Source organism: Flavobacterium algoriphilum (genome assembly GCF_048158655.1).
Classification (GTDB): Bacteria; Bacteroidota; Bacteroidia; order Flavobacteriales; family Flavobacteriaceae; genus Flavobacterium; species Flavobacterium algoriphilum.
Map to the genome: position 1 here is coordinate 448,649 of NZ_JBLNKY010000001.1, position 24,691 is coordinate 473,339.

Sequence of the window (24,691 nt, forward strand, 5' to 3'; positions counted from 1 at the left end):
AAATATTAATGTATTTAAATCTTGGGAAACCCTTACGTTCCTTCACAATTTGTGAAATGTTTTTTTTACCTTGCACCTGTAAAATTGACTTATGAAAAGAATACTTATTACTGGAGCTGCTGGATTTTTAGGATCACATCTTTGTGACCGTTTTATTAAAGAAGGCTATTTTGTCATTGGAATGGATAATCTCATAACAGGAGATTTGAAAAATATTGAGCATTTGTTCAAACTGGAAAATTTCGAGTTTTATCATCATGATATTACCAAATTTGTTCATGTTCCGGGTCAATTAGATTATATTTTACATTTTGCTTCGCCTGCAAGTCCCATAGATTATTTGAAAATCCCGATACAAACCTTAAAAGTTGGTTCTCTTGGGACTCACAACCTTTTAGGTTTGGCACGAGTAAAAAACGCCAGAATTCTTATAGCATCCACTTCTGAAGTGTATGGAGATCCATTGGTTCACCCACAAACCGAAGAATATTACGGGAATGTAAATACTATAGGACCCAGAGGTGTTTATGATGAAGCCAAACGTTTTCAGGAATCCATAACCATGGCGTATCATACTTTTCATGGTGTGGAAACTAGAATTGTTCGAATTTTCAATACCTATGGTCCAAGAATGAGGCTCAATGATGGTAGAGTTATTCCCGCATTTATAGGTCAGGCGCTTCGTGGTGAAGACTTAACTATTTTTGGAGATGGAATGCAAACCCGTTCTTTTTGCTATGTAGATGATCAAGTGGAAGGAATATTCAGATTATTACATTCTGATTATGTTCTTCCTGTAAATATTGGTAATCCAGATGAAATCACCATTAAAGATTTTGCTGAAGAAATTATGAAACTGACAGGAACCAATCAGAAAGTGGTTTATTTTCCTTTGCCAATAAACGATCCTTTGCAACGACAACCCGATATTACCAAAGCAAGAAAATTGTTAGGTTGGGAAGCCAAAGTGGATCGTGAAGAAGGAATGAAAATTACCTATGAGTATTTTAAATCATTGTCTACAGAAGAACTTTCCAAAGAAGAACATAAAGATTTTTCGGGTTATATTAAATAATGGAAGGAAGTATTTTTGAATTTATCTTTAAGTTAATAGTTCACTAATTATGACGGCATCACAAATAGGAAGATATTCAAAATACATACGGCCTATTAGTGTTTCAATTGATCTAATAATTATTTCAGTGCTAAGCTTGTTTGTATTCAAAGAACGAGATTTAGACATTGAATATTATCTTATTTATCAAACAATTGGATGGATTACTGCTGCCTTTTTCATACGATTTTACGAAATATATCGCTTTACAACTCCAATTGAAATTATTTCGAAAATAATCAAGCAAGGAGTTTTATTTCTTTTGATAATCATTGCTTTTTTTCCATTTTCAAAACAGGTTGTTTTTAGTGGAATTGTGGTTGCGATATTTATTTCTTCCTTAATGGTGTTGATTACTATTTCAAAATTTTTACTGTTTTATTATTTAAAAGAATACAGAATACTAACAGGAAGTAATTATAGGAGTGCGGTCATTATTGGTTATACGCCAGAAGCAATTCAATTGAAAAACCTTTTTGAAACAAGAAATGATTATGGATATCGTTTTTTAGGTTATTTTTCGGACAAGAAATCAAATCAAAATATTAAAGGAAAATTGGTTGATTTAAAACCTTTTATAATCGAAAACTGTGTTGATGAAATTTACTGTTCATTAAATGAAATTTCTAATGAGTATTTGAAAGATTTGATTGATTTTGCAGATGAAAACAATAAAACAATAAAATTTATACCAGACACAAAAGAAATTTTTTCTAAAAATTTAAAAATAGATTACTACGAATTTTTCCCCGTTTTGTCATTAAAGCGAACTTTGCTGCATGAGCCTGCGATAAAAGTATTTAAAAGGGTATTTGACATTATATTCTCTATTATAGTTATTGTTTTTCTCTTATCTTGGCTAGTTCCATTATTAGCGATATTAATAAAATTAGAATCCAAAGGTCCTGTTTTTTTCAAACAAGGAAGACCAGGAATTGATGAAAACGAGTTTTTTTGTTATAAACTTCGTTCCATGAAAATCAATAAGAAAACAGAAACAGAAGCCTCAAAAAATGACCCTCGGGTTACTAGAATAGGCAAGTTTATGAGAAAGACAAGTATGGATGAAATGCCTCAATTTCTAAATGTTTTACTTGGAGATATGTCAGTTGTGGGTCCCCGGCCCCATCTCTGGGCGCAAAATAAAGTTTATGGGAATAAAGTTAAAAAATATATGATACGGCATTATGTGAAGCCGGGAATCACAGGATTAGCTCAGGTTAAAGGTTTTCGTGGAGAAATTGAAACGGAATGCGATATGATTAACAGAATAAAATTTGATGTTTTCTACATCGAAAATTGGTCTCTTATCCTAGATTTAAAAATAATTTTCCAAACGGTAGTTAATATTTTTAAGGGCGAAGAAAAAGCATATTAAAAAAATTCTTTTTCTATTAATTCTTTTATTTGAAAATCAAGATTAAAGTTGTTTTTAGCATTTTCAAAAATCTGCTGTTTCATTATTTGAATTTGTTCTTTATCAATTTTTGAAATTTCGATTATAGTAGCATTTAGGTGCTGAAAATTTGTTACTTCTGCGACCCATCCTAAATTATTGTTAGATACAATAGTTTCACCTTCGCCACCACCAAAATAAAGTATGGGTATTCCTAAAGCACTATATTCAAATATTTTAGATGGAACTGAGCCGTAAATTCTCATTTTCAATGGAACTAAAGCAATGTCAAAGGCTGCTAATTTCGAAATCAATTCATTGCGTTCCAACATGCCATGGAAAACAATATTTTTTTTAGGATTATCCTTTATATAGCTTTCAATTTGAAGTTTTTCAGCGCCATCACCAAAAATATGAAATTCTAAATTTAGATTTTCCAGATCCATTTTTTCGCAAACTTCCAAAACACCTTGTGCTACACCGAGTAATCCTGCGTAAAATAATTTAATAGGTTGATTGTCAATTAAATTTAATTCGAAACTTTCAATTTTATGATCTGGAAAATTACGATACAAATGGCTTCTTTTTCCTGGATATAAAGAGAGAATATGAGCAATAATTTCATTGGACTGGCCTAAAATCAGAGTTGAATTTTTATAAATAAATCGTTCTAAAAATAATGAAACTTTATGTGAAAATGAATCTGACGAAAGGGCGTTCAATTTAATAGCCGCCAAAGGCCATAAATCGGAAACATTTAAAATGATTTTTTTCCGCTTTAGCGAAAGTACTAAAACGCTAATGAAAGATACTAATAATGGTGGAGATTGAACTATTACCTTTTTAGGTGTTTTTTTGAACACTAAATAAAAAAATAATCCAATAGAAAAAGACATTATTGAAACTATACGGACAAAGATATTTTTGCTATTACTTGGATAAATCCAAAGCCGCTTTACGGTTATATTTTGCATCATTTCTTTAGCAAAAAACTTTCCTTTGTATTCAGGGAATAATACTCCTTTAGGATAATTAGCCAACGGACAAATTACGGTTACTTTATAATTATTTTGATCTAGTTTCAAAGCCAACTGCTCAATTCTATTGGCTGCAGCACCCTTTTCTGGTGGATAATAATTAGAAATAATTAGAATTTCTTCCATTAGTTTTGGTGTAGTAAAATGTCAATAATTCGTTCGGAAGTTTTGCCATCCCAAAGTTCAGGAATACCACTTTCTCGCTTTCCATTTTTAAGAAAAGAGCTGTAAATTTGTGTCAATTTTTCGATACCGATTCCTACCAAAGTGTTGGTGCCAATTAATTGTGTTTCGGGTCTTTCGGTATTTTCACGCATTGTAAAACAGGGAATTCCTAAAACAGTAGTTTCTTCAGAAATTCCTCCCGAATCGGTAATTACTGCAAAACTGTTATTGATAAGGTACATAAATGCTAAATATCCTTGTGGTTCAACACAAATGATGTTTTTAAAATTTAATTTTTTTTCGCCTAAAATGGCTTTTGTTCTCGGATGAACAGGAAAGATTACTTTTTTATCACTATCTAAGGCATCAATACCCAGTAATAATTGTTGCAACGATTGTTCATCATCTACATTCGATGGGCGATGTAGGGTGAAAATGATATAATTTTCGAATTCTAATTGGTATTCATCCCAAAAAACAGGTTTTTTAATTCTATTTATATTTTGATATAAAGTATCAATCATTACGTTTCCTACGAAATGGATTTTTTCTTTTGAAATCCCATATTTCAAAAGATTTTCATTTGCCCAAAGTGATGTGGTGAAGTAATAATCCGAAATACTGTCCGTTACAATGCGGTTGATTTCCTCCGGCATTGTCATGTCACCAGAGCGGATACCGGCCTCAACATGCGCCACTTTGATATTCAGTTTTTTTGCCACAATCGCACAAGCCATTGTTGAATTGACATCACCGACAACCAAAACTAAATCACACGAATTTTGTAATAATTCCTGTTCAAAAGCTATCATAATCGCAGCTGTTTGCACAGACTGAGAACCACTTTTTACTTCGAGATTGCTATTTGGTAGCGGAATATTAAGTTCTTCAAAAAACGTATCGCTCAAGCTTTTGTCATAATGCTGGCCTGTATGCACTAGACGATAGGAAATTGACACACCTTCGTGTTGCTTTTTCTCTATCGCTTGGATAATCGGGGCGATTTTAATAAAATTAGGTCTAGCGCCTGCAACTATGGTGATTTTCATTCTTTGATTTCTTTAATTAGAGAAATAAATTGTTTTAATTTTCCGTTTTTATTACGCTCCAGTTTTTCTTTTCTACTGAATGAGAACGTCAAACCACTTTCTAAATAGATAGTAATTGCTTTTTCGATTTTTTGAATTTGTGTTGCCGTTAATTCATTTTCACTCACATATTCAATTTCAAAAGTGTCAATTTTTGTTTGCGTAATTATGAATTCTTTTACATTACCATCGTCTTCAATGATACTTTTTGTTACGTAGTAAAACGTTAATCCAGGAGATTTTTTTCCGCTTGGCAAAAGTGCAATATCATTTGTTCTTCCAATTAATTTCTTGAGAATAGGTTTTTTCAACGTACTTTTTTCGTCGAGAATCCCAATATCACCAATATCATAACGTATAAACGGATGCGCTTTATTGAATAAGGAAGTAATCACAATTCGGCCTGAAGTACCGTTTGGAACTGCTTGATTATTGTCGTCCAAAATCTCGACGAATAATGTTTCCGAATTCACTTGCCATTCTCCATTTGGATTCTGAAAGGCGATTAAATCCAGTTCCGAAGCGCCGTATTCATTGATAATTGGAATTCCAAATTGTTGCTCCAAAAGAATTTTATCTGTTTCAAAAAGCATTTCAGAAGTCACCATACATACTTTTAAAGTGGGACAGATTTCCTTTAAAATGATGTTTTTTTTCTTTAAATATTTGGCAAACAGAACAATTGAACTCGTGTAACCATTGATGTAATCGAATTTTTTATTCTGAAATTTTTTAAGAATGGTTTCTAATACCACATCTGACAAGTCAAATATTGAAAACCGAAAGCGATGGCTTAATAAATCTTTAAAACGCTCTTTTTTGTTGCTAATGAAATCCATTGGAATCCCATAAAAACGGGCTTGATACGAACAGTTAAAATCAATTCCGTACCAACCAAAACGATACATATTAGAAGCCCATGTTAAAGCATGACAGTATTTATCTTTGGCAAAAATAAAGGGATCACCGCTGGAACCAGACGTTTTATTCACGTAACTGTTTTTTGAAGAATACCCTTTCGAAAGCCTTTCTAGCAATGGTTTTTGTAAGTTTCTTTTATTTAAAACGGGTAAGTTGTCCCAATTGGGAGCATTTAAACCAATCAATTCTTGATAAAATGGATTATTCTGTAAATGAAAATTAACGATTTCTACTTTTTTATTTTCCAGGAAAGCTTCATGTTCTTTTTCGGATAAAGCTATAATTTTTCGCAATTCGGCTTTGGCTTCCTTCATGGGGAAACCATTTAGTTGCAGTGATAAGTCGAAAAGTGGAATCATTTTAAAGGTATATTTCATCAAAAATAATATTTACATAGAACTAATGACCAAGAACCAACAACTTTTTAAAAATTAATTATTTTTTAAGTTCAAAAGCAATTATTTTTGCGGTTTACAACTAATAACTACACCATGACAATTTTACTACTAGGTTCAGGCGGAAGAGAGCATGCATTTGCATGGAAAATGATTCAAAGTCCCCTTTGCGAAACACTTTTTGTAGCACCAGGAAATGCAGGAACTGCAACAATAGCGAACAATATTGATTTAAGTCCAACTGATTTTGACGCCATCAAAGCTTTTGTTCTTCAGGAAAAAGTAGAAATGGTTGTTGTAGGACCCGAAGATCCATTAGTAAAAGGGATCTATGATTTCTTTTTGAATGATGCCGAGTTAAAAGAGATTTCGGTTATTGGGCCATCAAAAATTGGTGCTCAATTAGAAGGAAGTAAAGAATTTGCCAAAGAATTTTTGATTAAACATAATATCCCAACTGCTGCTTACGATAGTTTTACAGCCGAAACAGTTGAAAAAGGATGCGAATTTCTGGAAACGTTGCAACCGCCTTATGTTTTAAAAGCAGATGGATTGGCAGCTGGAAAAGGCGTTTTGATAATTCAGGATTTGGCCGAAGCCAAAGAAGAATTAAGAAACATGTTAGTGCACCAAAAATTTGGTGACGCCAGTTCTAAAGTGGTGATTGAGGAATTCCTTGACGGAATCGAATTAAGCTGTTTTGTTCTTACTGACGGAAAAAATTATAAAATCCTGCCAACGGCGAAAGATTACAAACGCATTGGTGAAGGAGACACCGGATTAAATACAGGTGGAATGGGAGCAGTTTCTCCAGTTCCTTATGTTGACGCTGTTTTGATGGAAAAAATCGAAACACGCATCGTAAAACCAACCATTGATGGTTTCCAAAAAGACGGAATTCCATACAAGGGATTCGTTTTTATTGGATTGATTAATGTGAATAACGAACCAATCGTAATTGAATACAATGTGAGAATGGGTGATCCGGAAACGGAAGTGGTTATTCCGAGATTAAAAACAGATTTAGTGGAATTGTTTTTGGCTGTAGCCAATGAAAAGCTAGATGAAATCAAACTGGAAGTTGACGAAAGAAGTGCTACAACAATTATGGTAGTTTCTGGCGGATATCCGGAAGATTTCGAAAAAGGAAAAGTAATTTCAGGATTAGAAACTATTGAAGATTCGATTGTTTTTCACGCTGGAACTAAACTTGAGAATGGAAATGTTATTTCTAATGGAGGTAGGGTTCTTACAGTAACTTCTTATGGAAATGATTTCGAAGAGGCCATAAAAAAATCTTACCAAAACATAGATAAACTAAATTTTGATAAGATGTATTTTAGAAAAGATATTGGAAACGATTTAAAATAATTTCCAATTACTGTTCACTTTTTTTTAAATATTATTTTAAGAAAGAGTGAGCGGTAGTATCTTGATTTTCTGTTCCTGCGTCTTCAAAAATTTTCAATTGCAAAATCCAATATACCATTGCAGCTGCACAAATAATCATGAAAATCCAGTTGATAGTATTAGCAACAAACCAAGACTCAAGTTCTAATGCACGTAAGAAATCTAGAGGAGCAAATAAAATATTTACAAATAAGTATTGTATTCCTTCGAAAAATGCTTTCATAATGTATAAAATTAATTTATTAATTGTTTTAAAAAAAACTCTAGCTAGTAGAAAATTCTTATTTTATGAAGAATCTTTTTAAACTTGCAGGGTTTCCTTTTTAAACAAGTATTATATTTACAATCACAAAAGTATAAAATATCCTTATGATAACAAGTGTTTTTAAAAAATCTACACCATTAAATTTTTCATTGGTTGTAATTTTAATGCTGGTTTTCTTTTCAATCTACCAATTTCAGGATTTGTCTTGGACTAATTCGGTGTTATTAATTTTAAAAAAAGGAATGCTCTTCTGCATTTTATTAGCGTCCATCTTTATTACAAATTTTGTTGTCAAGAAGAATGGATTGAGCAAAGACAGTGCGTACACCGTTTTTTTTTACTTTTTATTTTTGCTTTTTTTTCCTTCGCTATTGGAAAACACCAACCTTATTTTTTCAAATTTCTTTATACTACTAGCCCTTCGCCGATTAATCTCATTGCAATCGCTTAAAGCTTCCAAGGAAAAAATATTTGATGCATCATTGTGGATTTTTTTAGCTTCATTATTTCATTTTTGGAGTATTATTTTTATTATATTGGTTTTTATATCCATAATTTTCCATGTTTCCAGAGATTATAGAAACTGGTTCTTGCCGTTTATTGCCTTTTTCACTGCTGCAATTATTTTCTTGTTGTATGCGGCAGTATTTAATGTGAATGTACTAGAATATGTAACGAGGAGTGTAACGATGGATTTCAATATTGATTATTTTACTAATAATTACCAAAACGCAGCTTTTTCAATCTATGCTACCATTGCCTTATTTTTTGTTGTTTCTATGTTTGCAACATTTTCTCATAGACCACAACTTTTACACGTTTCTTTCAAAAAAATAGTGGCTTCATTCTTTATTGGAATAGTAATTTTCTTGATTTCCTCAAATAAAAGTAATGGTTTATTACTGTTTACTTTTGCGCCATTAGCCATAATGGCAACAAGTCATATTGAAATTGTGCAGCTAAAATTGAAACAGGAAATCGTATTGTTTGTTTTTATTCTTTGCAGTCTTTTTGCTTTTTTCTCGCAATTATAGTTTGTCTCCAAAAGCTAAATCTCCTGCATCACCAAGTCCTGGAATAATGTAACGGTGTTCATTAAGTTTTTCGTCTAATGCGGCGATCCAAAGATGACAAGTATCCGGTAAATGTTGTTTAAGATATGCAATTCCTTCAGGGGCCGCAATTACAACTGCAATGTGAATTTTTTTTGGAGTTCCTCTTTCCATTAATTTTTTAAAAACAGCAACTATAGATTGTCCGGTAGCAAGCATGGGGTCAATCAATAGTACATTTTTATTATTTGTATCAGCAATCGCTTGATATTGAACTACAATATCAAAATAATCATCATTATTAGGATGGTGTCTGAAGGCTGAAATAAAGCCGTTTTCTGCATTGTCAAAATAATTCAAAAAACCTAAATGCAATGGTAATCCTGCACGCAAAATGGAGCACAGCACCAATTGGTCTTCAATTTCGGTAGTTTTCTTGATACCAAGAGGCGTTTGAATTTCTATGTTTTTGTAGTGTAATTCCTTGCTCAATTCATAAGCCATTATTTCGCCAATACGTTCAATATTTCTTCTAAAACGCATGCTGTCCTTATGAACATTCACATTTCGAATTTGTCCTAAAAAATGGTTCAAGACACTATTGTTTTCGGATAAAATATGGATTTGCATGGTTTTAATTTTGGAATTAAACTTCTAAAGTTTTTTTAATCTATAAAAGTATAAAAAAGTATCTTTGCCTTTTAATATATAAAGATATGTTTTCAAAATTAGCTTATTCAGTTTTCGAACAAAGTATTAAAGATTATCATCAATTTGATAATGTAGATCAGCCCATAAATAACCCTTTTCCGAAGGATAAATTCGAACATTTATTGTATCATAAAAACTGGATTGATACCGTTCAATGGCATTTTGAAGATATCATTCGTGATCCAAATATTGATCCGGTTGCCGCTTTGACTTTGAAAAGAAGAATTGACGCTTCGAATCAAGAGCGTACGGATATGGTGGAATATATTGACGGTTATTTTCTTCAAAAATACAGCCATGTAGTAGTAAAAGAAAGTGCAAAAATCAACTCTGAAAGTCCAGCTTGGGCTTTTGACAGATTGTCGATTTTAGCTTTGAAAATTTATCACATGAATGAAGAAGCGACTCGTGCAGAGGCTTCCCAAGATCACAGGGATAAATGTCAGGTGAAATTGAATATTCTTTTAGAACAAAGAACTGATTTGTCTACCGCAATTGAAGATTTAATAAAAGACATTGAAAATGGAGATAAATTCATGAAAGTGTACAAGCAGATGAAAATGTACAATGATGATGATCTAAATCCTGTTTTATACCAAAACAAGAAGTAATTCTCGTTTTAAATTGTCCCAAAAAATCAAACATATAACCGTTATGAGACTTTCCGCAATGGGAGATGTCGCCATGACGGTTCCTGTTTTACGCGCTTTCGTAAATCAGCATCCAGACGTTAAAATTACGGTCGTTTCCAGACCATTTTTCAAACCTTTTTTCGATTCCATTCCCAATGTTTCTTTTTTCGCTTTCGATGAAAAAGAAAGGCATAAAGGGTTTCTTGGGTTGTTGCGTTTGTTCCAAGATTTAAAAGAACTAAATGTTGATGCTTTCGCCGATTTGCACAACGTTTTGCGTTCTAAAATCGTCAGAAGCCTTTTTGCTCTAATCGGAAAAAAAGTAGCTTCAGTTGATAAAGGAAGAGTAGATAAAAAAGCCTTGACCCAACCCGAAAATAAAGTTTTCAAGCAACTGCCAACGATGTTTGAAAGACATTGCAGCGTATTTAAGGAACTGGGTTTCACAGTTGATTTATCTTCTCCAATATTCCCGGATAAACAAGCGTTAGATACTGAAATTATCAAAATTACTGGAGAAAAAAAACAAAAATGGGTAGGGATTGCTCCTTTTGCACAATATGATTCTAAAGTGTATCCGTTGGATTTGATGCGGGAAGTCATCAATCAATTGGCGAAAAATACAGACTGTAAAATACTGCTTTTTGGAGGTGGAAAAAAGGAAATAGAACTTTTAAATTCGCTTTGTTCCAACAAAGAAAACGTCATTAATATGGCGGGGCAATTCAAATTGCAGCAGGAATTGCAACTCATCAGTAATCTTGATGTGATGCTTTCGATGGATTCCGGGAATGCCCATATTGCGGCGATGCTTGGCGTGAAAGTCATTACGCTTTGGGGTGCAACACATCCTTACTCGGGATTTGCGCCTTTTAATCAACCGATGGAAAATGAGTTGGTTTCCGATAGGAATCAGTTTCCAAAATTACCTACTTCAGTTTATGGAAATAAAATAGTGGAAGGTTATGAAGATGCCATGCGAACGATTGCTGTGGAAGATATAATTCGTCTTTTGTAGTCATTGCGAGGAACGAAGCAATCACATAACGAGAGCATAGCAACAATTGTGATTGCTTTGTTCCTCACAATGACGCTACAAATAATTTTTTTGATCTTGGCAACGTTTCCAAAAACAAAAAAACTTCCCTTTTGAGAGAAGTTTTTGTTGTGAATATAGGAAATCTAATTTCTTGCGATTGTGCAAAAATTAAAATTAAGCCACTAAGTTATATTCTCTATCTTGATTAAGGAGGAAATAGCCTATCGTTTTATTTTTCTTTTTATCAACAACAATTACAACAAAATTATTTTCTTTTTCGGTAGTTAATAAAATGTGTTCAAAATCTTCCGTTAAATTTCTATAAACTTTATAGATCAATTCACGCTCTTTAATTTTTCGTGAGAGAATTTTAGCTGTTTTTAATTGGCTTACATACGGCCAGATGTTAAAAATCGTTATATCAGTGTTCTTTATTTCTAACATTTTCCCAATCATTGTTGAGCGATATTTTTCTTCATTAAGTAGTTTAGGTTCTTTTTTAGTTCTCATTGTTTTAATGATGATGAAGGCGCAAAAAAGTGAAGTTATTACAAATAGTAAAATAAAAGAGAGATGAAGAGGGTGAATTTGGTTAGGGATTGTCATAATATTTAATTTTTTTAAACTGGTTGACAAATAGGTTTGACTCTACAAATCTATCCTAAGTTTAGAAAGATTGCGATTATCGTAGTTTTAATACTAAGATAATAAAAATATAACATTTTTAAACAAAAAAACTTCCCTTTTCAGAGAAGTTTTTGTTATAATTAATTTACATTCTAAACGTCATCATAATCTACATAAATGCTTTCTGATGTTGGATGCGCTTGACAGGTTAAAATTAAACCATCGGCGATTTCACCATCCGTAAGAATAGAGTTTTTAGTCATTTCGGCAGTTCCGGATGTAACACGGGCCAGACAACTGCTGCATATTCCACCTTGGCAAGAATAGGGAGCATCAAGCCCTTGTTTTAAAGCTGCTTCAAGGATGGTTTGTTTTTGTGACATATCAAAAGTCTTTTCTTCATCATCCACCATAACAGTGATTTTCGAATGACCTTCTAATGATTTTTCGATTTTATGTTCTTTGGTTGAAGTAGTAAACAATTCGAATTTTATAGCCGATTCTTTGATGTTTTTTGCTGCCAAAACACCAGAAACGACATTAATCATTTCCTCAGGCCCACATAAATAGAACTTATCAAATTCTAATTCCTTGTGTTTGTTATTCAAAACAAAATTCACCGCCGATTTATCTATTCGACCAAATAATGCCTGTTCTGCTTTGGCTTGACTATACACATAATGTACAAAAAGACGGCTTACATATTGTAATTGCAAATCGTGCAATTCTTGATGAAAGATAGTTTCCTCAGGAGATCGGTTTCCATAAACAAGAACAAAAGAGCTTTTAGGCTCAGTTTTCAATACTGATTTCAGGATAGAAAGTACAGGTGTGATTCCGCTTCCGGCTACAAAAGCCACATAATTTTTTTGACGGTCAGCTTGTGGTTCAAAAGTAAATTTCCCTTCTGGTTTTCCTACTTCCAGCGCGTCACCTGCTTTCAATTTGGTATTGGCAAATTGAGAAAAAGCACCATTTTTTACTGCTTTTACTGCAATTCGCAATTCCCCACTTTCTGGAGCGGAACAAAGAGAATACGCACGACGAATTTCCTGATTGTCTAAGGTAAGTCGAATATTGATGTATTGACCCGCAATGAAAGTATAGTTCGGTTTTAATTCTTCAGGAACATTAAAAAGTATGGAAACAGCATCTTTGGTTTCACGTTTTACTTCTTTAATAATAAGTTTTAAAAAGGATGACATGTGATTAATTTTTTACAAAAGTAGGGAACGACAAATAAATTGGGATTATAATTGCGGATTTTTTTATATTAGATGTAACATTTCAATTATTTAACTACCAATTACGAAACCAAACCATAAAATATGTTCCAAAAATTCATCTATCTCGAATGGAAGGCTTTTACAAGATCAGCTTCCTTCGCAACAAATTTAGGTTTAAAGATCTTGATGCTTTTTGTGGCTATTTATTTTGCTTTAGTTTTTTTAGCTTTGGGAATTGGAGCCTTTTATTTAATCCAGAAAATGAATTTGGAACCATTGGTAACCGTCAATAAATTCCTGATTTACTACTTTTTGTTTGATTTAATTATTCGTTTGTTGTTGCAAAAAATCCCGGTAATGAACATTCTTCCTTTATTGATTTTACCGTTTAAGAAACATATAATTGTGCATTTTTCTTTAGGCAAAACCGTACTGTCTTTTTTTAATTGGGCACATGCTTTTTTCTTTTTACCATTTTCAGTAGTATTAATTATTGAAGGATATGATGTAGTAAGCGTATTGCTTTGGCATTTAGCCATGATTTCACTAATTTACATCAACAATTTTTTAAATATTGTATTGAATAATAAAGACAATTTGTTTGTCATTTTCGTTGGAATTATTATAATTATGGGAGGTTGTCAATATTATAAGTTTTTTGACATCACTAATTATACTACTTTATTTTTTGATGGATTGTTTCATACAAAATGGATGTTTCTCTTTCCGGTTTTGGCTTTAATGGGATTGTATTATGTTACTTTTCATTATTTCAAAAACAATTTATACCTAGATGCGGGTCTTTCCACCAAAAATAAAATCGCCAAAACCGAGGATTTGACTTGGTTAAACCAATTTGGGACTTTAGGAACATTTTTAAAAAATGATATCAAATTAATCAAAAGAAACAAACGTTCAAAAACCACTGTTATCATGAGTGTGGTGTTTTTATTTTATGGTTTTCTATTCTTTACCAATAAAATCGAGGCTTACAATAATCCCATCATGCACATTTTCGCAGGAATTTTTGTTTCAGGAGGTTTTTTATTCACTTTCGGTCAATTTGTACCCAGTTGGGACAGCTCTTATTACCAATTAATGATGACACAAAATATTCCGTATCGAGGCTATTTGAGTTCAAAATGGTGGTTGATTGTGATCGCAACAGTTATTTCGACGATTTTGTCTTCATTCTATTTGTATTTTGGATGGCACGTGTATCTGACAATTGTTGTGGGCGCCATTTATAACATTGGAGTTAATTCCCATTTGGTGCTTCTTGCGGGTGCTTACACAAAAACGCCCATAGATTTAGATTCCAGCAAAGGAGCTTTTGGAGATAAAAAAGCCTTTAATGTTAATACCATGTTGATTTCGCTGCCAAAACTGCTGTTGCCTTTGGCCCTTTATTGGATTGGTTTTAAAATAATGAATCCCAATTTAGGATTGGCCATGGTGGCTATAGCCGGGCTAATAGGTTTTGCTTTGAGAGATAAAGTTTTTTCTTTAATCGAAAAGGTTTATAAAACCGAAAAATATAAAACCATTGCTGCCTACAAGCAAAAGAGTTAACAGTCAATTTTCATAAAGCGATTAACCAAATCAACAAATAACCGATTAAACTTTTTTAAAATGATACAAGTAAACAATCTTTCAAAAATATATAACGGCACAACAGTTCTTAAAATCGAAAATCTGGAAATCCCAAAAGGACAAAGTTTTGGTTTAGTAGGCAATAACGGAGCCGGAAAAACTACTTTTTTCAGTTTGTTATTGGATTTAATCCAGCCTTCAACGGGACATATTATCAACAATGACGTTCAGGTAAACACCAGCGAAAATTGGAAACCTTTCACCGCATCTTTTCTGGACGAAAGCTTTTTAATTGGGTACTTGACACCCGAAGAATATTTTTATTTCATAGGCGATTTACGCGGACAAAACAAAGCGGATATAGATGCTTTACTGGCCAAACACGAGGAATTTTTTAATGGCGAAATCCTAAAAAACAAAAAATATTTGCGGGATTTATCCAAAGGAAACCAGAAGAAAGTGGGAATTATCGCGACTCTCATAGGAAACCCGGAAGTGGTAATTCTGGACGAACCCTTTGCTAATTTAGACCCAACAACAGTCAATAGATTGAAAAAAATCATCAAAGAATTAGCCGAAAATCCGGATATAACGGTACTGGTTTCCAGTCATGATTTGCTGCATACTGTGGAGGTATGCAATAGAATTGTGGCGTTAAACAAAGGCGAAGTCGTGAAAGATATTCAAACATCTACCGAAACGTTGCAAGAGCTGGAATTGTTTTTTGCACTTTAAAATTTAATTTGGGCGTGATCCGGAAAGAAGAATTCAGGTTTGGCTTCATTTCAAATAAAATAGAAGGAGGGAATCATCACCTAAAACAGCAATAATAAATACCTAACACCCACTGGCTGTTCTTCTCTTAATCTCAAATCTTACGCAAAACCTGCAATCAAAAAGAAACCTAATAATTTCCACGATAGCAAAAAGAAACGTATTTTTACAAGTCATTATACTAAATGCTATTTTTAGAAGTTAATTGATAAAAACGTTTACCATTGAAAACCAGGACATTCAAACATATATTTTCGCTAGGATTTTTATTGTTTTTGGTAGCGTGTTCTACTAAAAAGGACACTTTTTTGGCGAGAAAATCACATGCTTTGAGCACGAAATATAATATTTTATACAACGGGCAAATAGGTTTAGACAAAGGAGTTAATGGTATAAAAGCAAACAGTAAAGATGATTTTTGGAAGCGTTTGCCAATCGAAAGAATGCAAATGGAGGAAGATATTTCTCCTGATGGAAAACCTAAAAATGCTGATTTTGAATTGGCTGAGACCAAAGCCACCAAAGCAATTCAAAAACACTCCATGAACATTGGCGGAAGAGAAAAAAACAGCCAAATTGATGAGGCGTATTTACTACTTGGTAAATCCCGTTATTACGATCAAAGATTCGTTCCGGCACTAGACGCATTCAATTATATTTTATACAAATATCCAAACAGCAGCAGGATTTATGAGGCTAAAATTTGGCGTGAAAAAACCAATATGCGACTTGGGAATGATGCTTTGGTAGTTAAAAACATGACCAAAATGTTGAAGGAAAAAGAATTGAAAAAACAAGTTTTTGCTAATGCAAATGCACTTCTTTCAGAAGCTTTTTTAAACTTAGAAGAAAAAGACAGCGCTTTAGCAAAATTAAGAATAGCCGAAAAATATACCAAAGTAAATGCCGAAAGAGCGAGATACCGTTATATTCTTGGGCAATTGTACGAGGAATTAGGTAAAAAAGACAGTGCCATTTACAGCTATCAATCGGTGATTGATATGAATAGAAAATCCGAAAGAAAATATGTTATTCAGGCTTACGCCAAAAAAGCACAATTATTCGATTATAAAACGGGAGATACCACTGCGTTTTTAAAAACATACAACAAACTAATTGCCGACAGAGAAAACAGACCATTTCTAGATGTGATTTATCGAGAAAAGGGGGTGTTTTATGATAAAAACAACAAACAAAAAACAGCTTTAAATTTTTATAATGCTTCGCTAAAAAAGGCAACAACTGACCAATATTTGATTGCTTCAAACTATAGGGATTTAGGAAATATGTATTTCAAAAATGCGGATTATCCGATTGCGGCAAAGTATTATGACAGTACTTTAGTAAAGCTGGATATTAAAACCAGAGAATTCATTCGCATCCAAAAAACCAGAAAAGATTTAGATGAAGTAATACAACTCGAAGCTATTGCCAAAACAAACGACAGTATTTTGAATGTGGTTGCTTTATCAGAAACTGACAGGGTTTTGTATTTTGAAAATTATATCGAAAAGTTAAAAAAGACAGATGAAACTAATAGAATTTTAGAAGAAAAACTAAAAGCCAAACAAGAGAATATAGAAAGAAATACTAATACTGCTTCCATTGATCCGGCTTCCCCTAATCAAGAACCAGGAAAACCAGCCAAGAAATCATTAGCACCACCCACTATGGCCGGTATTTCTGGGCCACAGTCTGCTAGTGTTTTCTATTTTTATAATCCTACCACCATTGCTTTTGGAAAACTGGAATTTAAAAAAATATGGGGAGACCGATCTTCAAAAGGAAATTGGAGATTGTCAACCAATAAAACTGATTTTGTTGTAAAGGACTCCATTAATGGTGACAAAGTAATATTGGAAGACAAATTAGCCATAGACATGCCGGTTGAAAAATATAGTGCCGATTATTATTTAAAACAGCTTCCAACAAATCAAACCACGATTGACAATATTGCTAAAGAACGTAATTTTGCCTATTATCAACTTGGAGTTATTTATAAAGAAAAATTCAAGGAATATGAATTGGCCAGTGCTAAATTGGAACAATTATTGAAAAATAATCCAGAAGAAAAATTGGTTCTTCCGGCACTTTATAATTTATATAAAATTTACCAAATTACGAATGCGGCTAAAGCGGAGGCTATAAAAGATAAAATTTCGAACCAGTTTCCAAATTCTCGTTATGCACAAATAATAAACAATACCAATTTGAATGTCGTTTCAGATAATGAATCACCCGATAAAGTATATAATAAATGGTATAAATTGTATCAAGAAGAGCAATATATTGTTGTGTTAGCAAAAATTGATGATTTGATTAATCAGTTTTCGGGTGATGAAATTGTTTCAAAATTTGAACTTTTAAAAGCAACCACTCTTGGAAAACTTAGAGGATTATCAGCCTATAAAAAAGCATTGCAGGAGTTAGCGGATAATTATCCTAATAGCGAAGAAGGTAAAAAAGCGGTAGAGATCCTTACAACCCAAATTCCGTTTTTAGAAGAAAAGGATTTTAGTATTGTTGATACCAAGAATTGGAAAATTCTTTATAAAGTAGGGGCAAGAGCCGATAAAAACACAAAGGCAATTGAAGATAAATTAAAGTTGTTTATTGCGAATGAGGATTTTCAGGTGATTTCTTATTCTTATGATGTTTACACTGAAAAAGAAAATTTCGTTACCATTCACGGAATTAATTCGGAGCCTTATGCAAAAAATATTATTCAGGTTTTAAAAGAAAATATAAAATATAAAATTGAAGAACCAGCAATAGTTGTTTCCGCTGAAAACTACAAAGTAATTCAAATAAAGAAAAACTTGGAATCCTATTTAGCGCCTAAAAACCCATAATCATGTTTGATAAAAAGCCAAAATCATATACTGACCTTTTAGGGAAAACCAATAGAATAGTAGAGGGTACCACTATAAAAGGCGATATCATTTCTCAGGCCGATTTTAGACTGGATGGGGAATTAATAGGTAATTTCCAGTCTACCGGAAAAATTGTTATTGGGCCTGCTGGAAGTGTTACCGGTGATATAGTTTGTAAAAATGCGGATATAGAGGGGAAGTTCAATGGTAAAATTCATGTTACTGAAGTCTTGAATGTAAAGTCAAAAGCAAGTATTCATGGCGAAGTTTCAGTTGGGAAATTATCGGTAGAACCGGGTGCTGATTTCAGCGCTTCTTGTACAATGAAAGCCAATGTAAAAAATTTAATGCCACACAATGGAGAACAAACCCAAAAAAAAACAAGCTAGTAAGTGGCTTGCGCTGATTAATATACCAATTCAAATGGGAGCAATCATTTTTCTATTTTCCTATTTAGGAAATTGGTTAGATGAAAATCATCCGAGTCCAAAAGTATATTATACTAAAATTTTAGTGATGGTTGGTGTTGCGTTAGCGTTGTATAATGTGATCAGACAAGTCAACGAAATCAATAAATCACAATAATTTTTTAAAATAAGAAATCAGTAACATTGTGCGTTTGTGATAAATTAAATATAGAATAACTTTGCGCCTTCAAGCCAAAAACAAACCCAATGAATTTAAAAAATTACAAATCCCTTATAAACTTATTGTTACTTGCTGGATTGGCCTACATTCTTCATAAAATTGTTTTTTATGTTTTAAATATAAACGATGAAGCTTTTCACTATTCGTTAGAAACGCTCTATTTGCTATTTTTAGGGTTATCAACAATTGTGTTTATTGTTTTGTTGAAAGTCAAAGAGCGTAGTTTTGACAACGTAGGAATGTCATTTCTATTGAGTACTAGTGTTAAAATGGTTTTTTGCTATTTGATTTTAAGACCTTTATTGCAGGTTTCAGCTCAAAATAGTGCAATAGAAAGAAAGAATTTTTTCGGTATGTTTATTCTCTTTTTAGCAATTGAGACGATTTTAACGATACGTATATTAAACGAAAAGCAATAAATATGTTAGTTATGTGTCAAATGCTCCAAAAATAATTTTTTATATGCTTTTGGATATTAATAAAAAATGTACATTTGCACCAAATTTCAGAAACGTAATAAATTAAGATAATTAACTGTTATGGTGATTTCAAACAAACCACTTAGATTTATATTAGTAGCTTTAGTAGCGTGTCTACCATTAATTAGTTTTGCAAATCCTGAAGTGGATACTGTAAAAGTAAAAACGGAAGTGGCAGAAGAAGCTCATGCAGAGCCAACAGATGTAAAATCTAAAATCAAGGAATTTATCAATCATCACCTTTTGGATGCTCATGATTTTACATTATCTGTAAATGAAGAAACGGGTGAGCACTATGGTTTTTCTTTACCAATTATTCTTTGGGATAATGGTTTGCAGGTTTTTTCTTCTTCAAAATTTCATCATGGTGAAGAAACTGCAGAACACAATGGTAATTATTATGTATTACACCATGAAAAAATATACAAAACGGAGTCGGATGGAACTTTAAAAGAAGGCGAACACGGTCATCCTACTAATGCAACTCCACTTGATTTATCTATTACTAAAAGTGTTGTAGGGATTTTAGGAATAGCAATCTTGATGTTTGTATTGTTTACAGGTTTAGCAAAATCTTACGGTAAAAATAATGGAATAGCTTCTGGAGCCGGACGTTTTTTTGAGCCTCTTGTACTTTACATCAGAGACGAAATCGCAATTCCGAACATTGGAGAAAAAGGGTATAGAAAATACATGAGTTATTTGTTGACTATATTTTTCTTTATTTTCTTCCTTAATATATTAGGATTAACCCCACTTGGGTTTAACATTACAGGCAATATTGCTATCACAGCATCTTTGGCCTTGTTAACCTATTTAATCACAACTTTCACTGCAAATAAAAATTACTGGGGACACATTTTCTGGATGCCAGGTGTGCCAACTCCAATGAAATTTATTTTGGCTCCTATAGAATTACTAGGAACAATCATCAAGCCATTTTCATTAATGATACGTTTGTACGCTAACATTTTGGCAGGACACGTAGTTTTGATGAGTATTATTGGTTTAATGTTTATTTTTAAAAGCTGGATTGGAAGTACATTATCTTTTGGATTGGCATTTGCGCTTTCGATCCTTGAAATATTGGTAGCTTTTTTACAAGCGTATATTTTTACAATGTTGTCTGCACTTTATTTTGGAGCAGGAAATGAAGAGCATCACCACGAAGAAGCTCACTAGATTGCTGATTGTTGAATTAAGATTTTTGAATGCAGATTTGCGCTATTCTGAAATCTAAATTCGTTAATCTAAAATCTTTAATCAAATTGAATGTTTAATTTTTAATATATATATTATGCAAATTCCAACTATTGTAGGAGCAGGGTTAATTGTAATCGGAGCAGGTTTAGGTATTGGTAGAATTGGTGGTTCAGCAATGGATGCTATTGCTCGTCAACCAGAAGCTTCAGGAAAAATCCAAACAGCTATGCTTATCGCAGCTGCACTTATTGAAGGTATTGGTTTCGCTGCGTTATTCGCATCTTAATTAAAACACAAAAACAATAGTTGCAGCGGTTGGTTGTGACTATTGTTTTAAAATTAAAACATTAAAAATTTATAATAATATACAATGGATAAGTTAATAAATGATTTTTCGTTTGGTTTGTTTATCTGGCAAGTTTTAATATTTGTTGGATTAATAATCTTATTAAAAAAATTCGCTTGGAAACCAATTCTTGATGCAGTAAATGATAGAGAAGAAGGAATTAAAAATGCATTGCTTTCTGCTGAAAACGCTAGAAAAGAAATGCAAAATCTACAGGCAGATAACCAACGTATTTTACAAGAAGCAAGATTAGAGCGTGACAACATGCTTAAAGATGCTCGTGAAATGAAAGAAAAAATGGTTGCTGATGCTAAAAATGAAGCTCAGGCTCAAGGTTTAAAGATGATTGAGCAAGCGAAAGCAGCAATTGAAAGCGAAAAAAATGCAGCAATGGCCGAATTGAAATTACAAGTTTCAACTTTATCATTGAGTATCGCAGAGAAAATATTGAAAGACGAATTATCTAACAAAGAAGCTCAAACTAAATTAGTTGAGAAAATGTTAGGTGACGTAAAGCTAAACTAACAATTATGGCAAGTACAAGAGCAGCAATTCGTTACGCAAAAGCAATTCTGGATATGTCAGACGCTATTGGTGTAGCTAATGAGGTAAGTAACGACATGACTTTAATTGCTTCTACAATCAATGGAAACCAGGAATTGAATACTTTTATTGAAAATCCTACCATTAAAGTTGAAGTTAAAGAAAATGTTCTATTGGAAGTTTTTGCTGATGTGAATGGGGTAACAAAAGGGCTTTTTCATTTGTTGTTCGAAAACAAAAGATTTGAAATTCTTGAAGCGATCGCTTTAGAATTCAACAAATTATTTGACGAAATGAACGGTATTGAAGTTGCAAAAGTAACTACCGCTTTTCCATTGGACGTTGATTTGAAAGCTAAAGTTTTAGCTAAAATCACAACACTTTCGGATAAAAAAATTACAATAGAAAATATAGTGGATGCTTCAATTATTGGAGGATTTATTCTTAGAATAGGTGACAAGCAATATAACGCTTCAGTAGCCAACAGATTACAAGTATTAAAAAGAGAGTTAAGTAATTAGTTTTATTACACATTTAAGTGTCTAAATTATAAATTAAGATGGCGGAAATCAAACCTGCTGAAATTTCAGCAATATTAAGAAAGCAAGTAGAAGGTTTTGAATCTGGTGCTACACTAGAAGAAGTAGGAACTGTGCTTCAAGTTGGAGATGGTATTGCTCGTGTTTACGGGCTTTCGAATGTTCAATATGGAGAATTAGTTGAATTTGACAATGGATTAGAAGCGATTGTTTTGAATCTTGAAGAAGATAATGTAGGTGTGGTACTTTTAGGACCATCTACAGGAATCAAAGAGGGTTCAATTGCAAAAAGAACACAACGTATTGCTTCTCTTAAAGTAGGAGAACAAATGGTAGGTCGTGTAGTAAACACACTTGGTTTTCCAATTGATGGAAAAGGACCAATCGGTGGGGATTTATACGAAATGCCTTTGGAAAGAAAAGCTCCTGGAGTTATCTTCCGTCAACCCGTTACGGAGCCTTTACAAACAGGAATAAAAGCAGTAGATGCTATGATTCCAGTGGGTCGTGGACAACGTGAGCTAGTTATTGGTGACCGTCAAACAGGTAAATCAACTGTTTGTATCGATACGATCTTAAATCAAAAAGAATTTTACGATGCAGGAAAACCTGTATTTTGTATATATGTTGCAATTGGACAAAAAGCGTCAACTGTAGCAGGAATTGCTAAAATGCTAGAAGAAAAAGGCGCAATGGCTTACACCATTATTGTTGCTGCTAATGCTTCTGATCCAGCTCCAATGCAAGTGTATGCTCCTTTCGCAGGTGCAGCAATTGGAGAATATTTTAGAGATTCAGGTCGTCCGGCTTTAATTGTTTATGATGATTTATCTAAACAAGCGGTTGCATACCGTGAGGTTTCTCTTTTATTAAGAAGACCACCGGGACGTGAAGCATATCCTGGAGACGTTTTCTACCTTCACAGTAGATTATTAGAACGTGCTTGTAAAGTAATTGCAGATGATGGAATTGCTAAAAACATGAATGACTTACCAGATTCATTGAAATCAATTGTAAAAGGGGGTGGTTCATTGACTGCTTTACCAATTATTGAAACTCAAGCTGGTGACGTTTCTGCATACATCCCAACAAACGTAATTTCGATTACAGATGGTCAAATTTTCCTTGATGGAGATTTGTTTAACTCTGGGGTTCGTCCGGCAATTAACGTAGGTATTTCAGTATCTCGTGTTGGAGGAAATGCACAAATTAAATCAATGAAAAAAGTAGCAGGTACTTTGAAACTGGATCAAGCACAATTCCGTGAATTGGAAGCGTTTGCTAAATTTGGTTCTGATCTTGATGCCGTTACTTTAAACGTAATTGAAAAAGGAAGAAGAAACGTAGAGATCTTGAAACAAGGTTTGAACGATCCTTATACGGTTGAAGATCAAGTTGCGATTATCTATGCGGGTTCTAAAAACTTATTGAGAAATGTTCCTGTGAACAAAGTAAGAGAATTTGAGAAAGATTTCTTGGCATTCTTGAACAACAAACACAGAGCAACCCTAGATGCTTTGAAGGCAGGAAAATTAACAGACGAAATTACAGATGTAATCGAAACTGTAGCAAAAGAATTATCAGCAAAATATAACTAAAAAAGTTTTAAATTTTAAGTAGTATGTAGTAAGGTTTTCTTTATTACTTACTACTTAACAATTACTACTTAATACTTACAAAACAATGGCAAATTTAAAGGAAATCCGTAATAGAATTACTTCCGTTTCATCTACGATGCAAATTACATCGGCAATGAAAATGGTTTCTGCAGCAAAGCTAAAGAAAGCACAAGATGCAATCACAGCAATGCGCCCTTATGCCGAAAAATTAACGGAATTATTACAAAATCTTTCTGCAACACTTGAAGGTGATGCGGGTGGAGAATTTACTACACAACGTGAAATTAAGAAGGTATTACTTGTAGTGATAACTTCAAACAGAGGTTTGGCAGGTGCTTTTAATACTAATGCAATTAAAGGAGCTAAAAACCGTGTTGAATTTTACGCAGGTAAACAAGTAGATATTTTTGCTATCGGTAAAAAAGGAAATGATGTTTTGAGTAAAACACTTTCAGTAGTTGACAATCAAAGTGCTGTTTTTGACGATTTGACTTTTGATAATGTAGCTAAGATTTCAGATCTTTTGACTCAGAAATTCCTTTCTGGTGAATACGATAAAATTGAGTTGATTTACAACCAATTTAAAAATGCTGCGACACAAATCGTTCAAACAGAACAATTTTTACCATTAGCATCAATTAAATCTGATCTTACGGTTTCAACTGGTGATTATATTTTTGAACCTTCTAAAGAAGAAATCGTGTTAACTTTGATTCCAAAATCATTGAAAACACAATTGTATAAAGGAATTCGGGATTCATTTGCTTCAGAGCACGGAGCGCGTATGACCGCGATGCACAAAGCAACTGATAACGCAACAGAGTTGAGAAATCAATTGAAATTGACTTACAATAAAGCACGTCAAGCCTCTATTACTAATGAGATCTTAGAGATTGTTGGTGGTGCGGAAGCATTGAATGGATAGTAAATTGTTGATTCAAAATATATTCTAAGGGCCAACAGATGTTGGCTCTTTTTTTTGCTTAATTTTATACC

25 protein-coding genes are annotated in these 24,691 nt (G+C 33.0%); 18 read left to right on the plus strand and 7 right to left on the minus strand.

What is annotated here, in order from left to right:
- Window positions 1-91 precede the first annotated feature (91 nt).
- Both ACM55G_RS01950 and ACM55G_RS01955 read left to right on the plus strand, forming a co-directional pair.
- Window positions 92-1,075, plus strand: coding sequence for a UDP-glucuronic acid decarboxylase family protein (locus ACM55G_RS01950; protein ID WP_416842220.1), 984 nt, complete (start codon window positions 92-94; stop codon window positions 1,073-1,075).
- A 49-nt stretch (window positions 1,076-1,124) separates the two neighbouring features.
- Window positions 1,125-2,492 (plus strand): undecaprenyl-phosphate glucose phosphotransferase, encoded by a 1,368-nt coding sequence (locus tag ACM55G_RS01955; RefSeq protein ID WP_416842221.1) that lies wholly within the window; start codon window positions 1,125-1,127, stop codon window positions 2,490-2,492.
- Here ACM55G_RS01955 and ACM55G_RS01960 read toward each other — a convergent pair.
- Genes ACM55G_RS01960 through ACM55G_RS01970 form a run of 3 tightly spaced genes read right to left on the minus strand, consistent with a single transcriptional unit; the run spans window position 2,489 to window position 6,080 of the window.
- Window positions 2,489-3,673 (minus strand): glycosyltransferase family 4 protein, encoded by a 1,185-nt coding sequence (locus ACM55G_RS01960; protein ID WP_416842222.1) that lies wholly within the window; start codon window positions 3,671-3,673, stop codon window positions 2,489-2,491. The two genes, ACM55G_RS01955 and ACM55G_RS01960, sit on opposite strands and share 4 nt — an antisense overlap.
- Window positions 3,673-4,761, minus strand: a complete 1,089-nt coding sequence (gene wecB, locus ACM55G_RS01965; RefSeq protein WP_416842223.1) for a non-hydrolyzing UDP-N-acetylglucosamine 2-epimerase — start codon at window positions 4,759-4,761, stop codon at window positions 3,673-3,675. Before wecB ends, ACM55G_RS01960 begins: the two co-directional genes overlap by 1 nt.
- Window positions 4,758-6,080, minus strand: coding sequence for a phenylacetate--CoA ligase family protein (locus tag ACM55G_RS01970; protein WP_416842770.1), 1,323 nt, complete (start codon window positions 6,078-6,080; stop codon window positions 4,758-4,760). The genes wecB and ACM55G_RS01970 overlap by 4 nt, the downstream gene beginning before the upstream one ends.
- Window positions 6,081-6,212: 132 nt before the next feature.
- On the opposite strand from ACM55G_RS01970, the gene purD reads away from it, so the two are divergent.
- On the plus strand, window positions 6,213-7,487 hold the full coding sequence (gene purD, locus ACM55G_RS01975) for a phosphoribosylamine--glycine ligase (protein WP_416842224.1): 1,275 nt from the start codon (window positions 6,213-6,215) through the stop codon (window positions 7,485-7,487).
- A 31-nt stretch (window positions 7,488-7,518) separates the two neighbouring features.
- Here the strand turns inward: purD and ACM55G_RS01980 are convergent, their stop codons facing one another.
- Window positions 7,519-7,749, minus strand: a complete 231-nt coding sequence (locus tag ACM55G_RS01980; RefSeq protein WP_416842225.1) for a DUF6341 family protein — start codon at window positions 7,747-7,749, stop codon at window positions 7,519-7,521.
- A 146-nt stretch (window positions 7,750-7,895) separates the two neighbouring features.
- Here ACM55G_RS01980 and ACM55G_RS01985 point away from each other — a divergent pair, with 146 nt between their 5' ends.
- Window positions 7,896-8,825 (plus strand): DUF6427 family protein, encoded by a 930-nt coding sequence (locus tag ACM55G_RS01985; RefSeq protein WP_416842226.1) that lies wholly within the window; start codon window positions 7,896-7,898, stop codon window positions 8,823-8,825.
- Here the strand turns inward: ACM55G_RS01985 and upp are convergent.
- Window positions 8,820-9,473: a uracil phosphoribosyltransferase gene (upp, locus tag ACM55G_RS01990; protein WP_416842227.1), complete on the minus strand. Its 654-nt coding sequence runs from the start codon at window positions 9,471-9,473 to the stop codon at window positions 8,820-8,822. The two genes, ACM55G_RS01985 and upp, sit on opposite strands and share 6 nt — an antisense overlap.
- An 86-nt stretch (window positions 9,474-9,559) precedes the next feature.
- Here upp and ACM55G_RS01995 point away from each other — a divergent pair, with 86 nt between their 5' ends.
- Window positions 9,560-10,165 (plus strand): DUF4254 domain-containing protein, encoded by a 606-nt coding sequence (locus ACM55G_RS01995; RefSeq protein WP_416842228.1) that lies wholly within the window; start codon window positions 9,560-9,562, stop codon window positions 10,163-10,165.
- Window positions 10,166-10,208: 43 nt separating this feature from the next.
- Window positions 10,209-11,204 (plus strand): glycosyltransferase family 9 protein, encoded by a 996-nt coding sequence (locus ACM55G_RS02000; protein ID WP_416842229.1) that lies wholly within the window; start codon window positions 10,209-10,211, stop codon window positions 11,202-11,204.
- 195 nt (window positions 11,205-11,399) lie between these two features.
- On the opposite strand, the gene ACM55G_RS02005 is transcribed toward ACM55G_RS02000, so the two are convergent.
- Window positions 11,400-11,735: a hypothetical protein gene (locus ACM55G_RS02005; protein ID WP_416842230.1), complete on the minus strand. Its 336-nt coding sequence runs from the start codon at window positions 11,733-11,735 to the stop codon at window positions 11,400-11,402.
- 269 nt (window positions 11,736-12,004) lie between these two features.
- Window positions 12,005-13,057, minus strand: coding sequence for a 2Fe-2S iron-sulfur cluster-binding protein (locus tag ACM55G_RS02010; RefSeq protein ID WP_416842231.1), 1,053 nt, complete (start codon window positions 13,055-13,057; stop codon window positions 12,005-12,007).
- 123 nt (window positions 13,058-13,180) lie between these two features.
- On the opposite strand from ACM55G_RS02010, the gene ACM55G_RS02015 reads away from it, so the two are divergent.
- The 12 genes from ACM55G_RS02015 (at window position 13,181) to atpG (ending at window position 24,620) form a co-directional block, all read left to right on the plus strand.
- A complete protein-coding gene (locus ACM55G_RS02015) occupies window positions 13,181-14,650 on the plus strand; it encodes a DUF5687 family protein (protein WP_416842232.1) in 1,470 nt (489 codons plus the stop codon).
- A gap of 60 nt (window positions 14,651-14,710) precedes the next feature.
- Window positions 14,711-15,406: an ABC transporter ATP-binding protein gene (locus tag ACM55G_RS02020; protein ID WP_416842233.1), complete on the plus strand. Its 696-nt coding sequence runs from the start codon at window positions 14,711-14,713 to the stop codon at window positions 15,404-15,406.
- Between the two features lie 263 nt (window positions 15,407-15,669).
- Window positions 15,670-18,297: a type IX secretion system periplasmic lipoprotein PorW/SprE gene (gene porW / locus ACM55G_RS02025; protein ID WP_416842234.1), complete on the plus strand. Its 2,628-nt coding sequence runs from the start codon at window positions 15,670-15,672 to the stop codon at window positions 18,295-18,297.
- 2 nt (window positions 18,298-18,299) lie between these two features.
- A complete protein-coding gene (locus ACM55G_RS02030) occupies window positions 18,300-18,707 on the plus strand; it encodes a bactofilin family protein (protein WP_416842235.1) in 408 nt (135 codons plus the stop codon).
- On the plus strand, window positions 18,676-18,903 hold the full coding sequence (locus ACM55G_RS02035; RefSeq protein ID WP_416842236.1) for an AtpZ/AtpI family protein: 228 nt from the start codon (window positions 18,676-18,678) through the stop codon (window positions 18,901-18,903). Before ACM55G_RS02030 ends, ACM55G_RS02035 begins: the two co-directional genes overlap by 32 nt.
- Window positions 18,904-18,992: 89 nt before the next feature.
- On the plus strand, window positions 18,993-19,385 hold the full coding sequence (locus tag ACM55G_RS02040; RefSeq protein WP_416842237.1) for a hypothetical protein: 393 nt from the start codon (window positions 18,993-18,995) through the stop codon (window positions 19,383-19,385).
- 120 nt (window positions 19,386-19,505) lie between these two features.
- Complete coding sequence (gene atpB, locus ACM55G_RS02045) at window positions 19,506-20,627, plus strand: F0F1 ATP synthase subunit A (protein WP_416842238.1); 1,122 nt, start codon at window positions 19,506-19,508, stop codon at window positions 20,625-20,627.
- A 115-nt stretch (window positions 20,628-20,742) separates the two neighbouring features.
- On the plus strand, window positions 20,743-20,934 hold the full coding sequence (atpE, locus tag ACM55G_RS02050; RefSeq protein ID WP_007136870.1) for an ATP synthase F0 subunit C: 192 nt from the start codon (window positions 20,743-20,745) through the stop codon (window positions 20,932-20,934).
- Between the two features lie 84 nt (window positions 20,935-21,018).
- Window positions 21,019-21,519: a F0F1 ATP synthase subunit B gene (locus tag ACM55G_RS02055; RefSeq protein WP_416842239.1), complete on the plus strand. Its 501-nt coding sequence runs from the start codon at window positions 21,019-21,021 to the stop codon at window positions 21,517-21,519.
- Window positions 21,520-21,524: 5 nt separating this feature from the next.
- On the plus strand, window positions 21,525-22,058 hold the full coding sequence (gene atpH, locus ACM55G_RS02060; RefSeq protein ID WP_416842240.1) for an ATP synthase F1 subunit delta: 534 nt from the start codon (window positions 21,525-21,527) through the stop codon (window positions 22,056-22,058).
- Window positions 22,059-22,096: 38 nt separating this feature from the next.
- A complete protein-coding gene (atpA, locus tag ACM55G_RS02065) occupies window positions 22,097-23,674 on the plus strand; it encodes a F0F1 ATP synthase subunit alpha (RefSeq protein ID WP_416842241.1) in 1,578 nt (525 codons plus the stop codon).
- Between the two features lie 85 nt (window positions 23,675-23,759).
- Window positions 23,760-24,620, plus strand: coding sequence for an ATP synthase F1 subunit gamma (gene atpG / locus ACM55G_RS02070; protein WP_416842242.1), 861 nt, complete (start codon window positions 23,760-23,762; stop codon window positions 24,618-24,620).
- Window positions 24,621-24,691: the final 71 nt, after the last annotated feature.

What these genes read in the sequence shown, in the direction of transcription:
- ACM55G_RS02000 (WP_416842229.1), top strand. Translation starts at nt 10,209, where the DNA reads ATGAGACTTTCCGCAATGGGAGATGTCGCCATGACGGTTCCTGTTTTA.
- purD (WP_416842224.1), top strand. Translation starts at nt 6,213, where the DNA reads ATGACAATTTTACTACTAGGTTCAGGCGGAAGAGAGCATGCATTTGCA.
- ACM55G_RS02020 (WP_416842233.1), top strand. Translation starts at nt 14,711, where the DNA reads ATGATACAAGTAAACAATCTTTCAAAAATATATAACGGCACAACAGTT.
- ACM55G_RS01960 (WP_416842222.1), bottom strand. Translation starts at nt 3,673, where the DNA reads ATGGAAGAAATTCTAATTATTTCTAATTATTATCCACCAGAAAAGGGT.
- ACM55G_RS02010 (WP_416842231.1), bottom strand. Translation starts at nt 13,057, where the DNA reads ATGTCATCCTTTTTAAAACTTATTATTAAAGAAGTAAAACGTGAAACC.
- ACM55G_RS02005 (WP_416842230.1), bottom strand. Translation starts at nt 11,735, where the DNA reads ATGAGAACTAAAAAAGAACCTAAACTACTTAATGAAGAAAAATATCGC.
- ACM55G_RS01995 (WP_416842228.1), top strand. Translation starts at nt 9,560, where the DNA reads ATGTTTTCAAAATTAGCTTATTCAGTTTTCGAACAAAGTATTAAAGAT.
- ACM55G_RS01955 (WP_416842221.1), top strand. Translation starts at nt 1,125, where the DNA reads ATGACGGCATCACAAATAGGAAGATATTCAAAATACATACGGCCTATT.
- atpE (WP_007136870.1), top strand. Translation starts at nt 20,743, where the DNA reads ATGCAAATTCCAACTATTGTAGGAGCAGGGTTAATTGTAATCGGAGCA.
- ACM55G_RS02030 (WP_416842235.1), top strand. Translation starts at nt 18,300, where the DNA reads ATGTTTGATAAAAAGCCAAAATCATATACTGACCTTTTAGGGAAAACC.
- ACM55G_RS02055 (WP_416842239.1), top strand. Translation starts at nt 21,019, where the DNA reads ATGGATAAGTTAATAAATGATTTTTCGTTTGGTTTGTTTATCTGGCAA.
- ACM55G_RS01980 (WP_416842225.1), bottom strand. Translation starts at nt 7,749, where the DNA reads ATGAAAGCATTTTTCGAAGGAATACAATACTTATTTGTAAATATTTTA.
- ACM55G_RS01970 (WP_416842770.1), bottom strand. Translation starts at nt 6,080, where the DNA reads ATGATTCCACTTTTCGACTTATCACTGCAACTAAATGGTTTCCCCATG.
- ACM55G_RS01950 (WP_416842220.1), top strand. Translation starts at nt 92, where the DNA reads ATGAAAAGAATACTTATTACTGGAGCTGCTGGATTTTTAGGATCACAT.
- atpA (WP_416842241.1), top strand. Translation starts at nt 22,097, where the DNA reads ATGGCGGAAATCAAACCTGCTGAAATTTCAGCAATATTAAGAAAGCAA.
- upp (WP_416842227.1), bottom strand. Translation starts at nt 9,473, where the DNA reads ATGCAAATCCATATTTTATCCGAAAACAATAGTGTCTTGAACCATTTT.
- wecB (WP_416842223.1), bottom strand. Translation starts at nt 4,761, where the DNA reads ATGAAAATCACCATAGTTGCAGGCGCTAGACCTAATTTTATTAAAATC.
- ACM55G_RS02040 (WP_416842237.1), top strand. Translation starts at nt 18,993, where the DNA reads ATGAATTTAAAAAATTACAAATCCCTTATAAACTTATTGTTACTTGCT.
- ACM55G_RS02015 (WP_416842232.1), top strand. Translation starts at nt 13,181, where the DNA reads ATGTTCCAAAAATTCATCTATCTCGAATGGAAGGCTTTTACAAGATCA.
- ACM55G_RS02035 (WP_416842236.1), top strand. Translation starts at nt 18,676, where the DNA reads ATGGAGAACAAACCCAAAAAAAAACAAGCTAGTAAGTGGCTTGCGCTG.
- ACM55G_RS01985 (WP_416842226.1), top strand. Translation starts at nt 7,896, where the DNA reads ATGATAACAAGTGTTTTTAAAAAATCTACACCATTAAATTTTTCATTG.
- atpG (WP_416842242.1), top strand. Translation starts at nt 23,760, where the DNA reads ATGGCAAATTTAAAGGAAATCCGTAATAGAATTACTTCCGTTTCATCT.
- atpH (WP_416842240.1), top strand. Translation starts at nt 21,525, where the DNA reads ATGGCAAGTACAAGAGCAGCAATTCGTTACGCAAAAGCAATTCTGGAT.
- atpB (WP_416842238.1), top strand. Translation starts at nt 19,506, where the DNA reads ATGGTGATTTCAAACAAACCACTTAGATTTATATTAGTAGCTTTAGTA.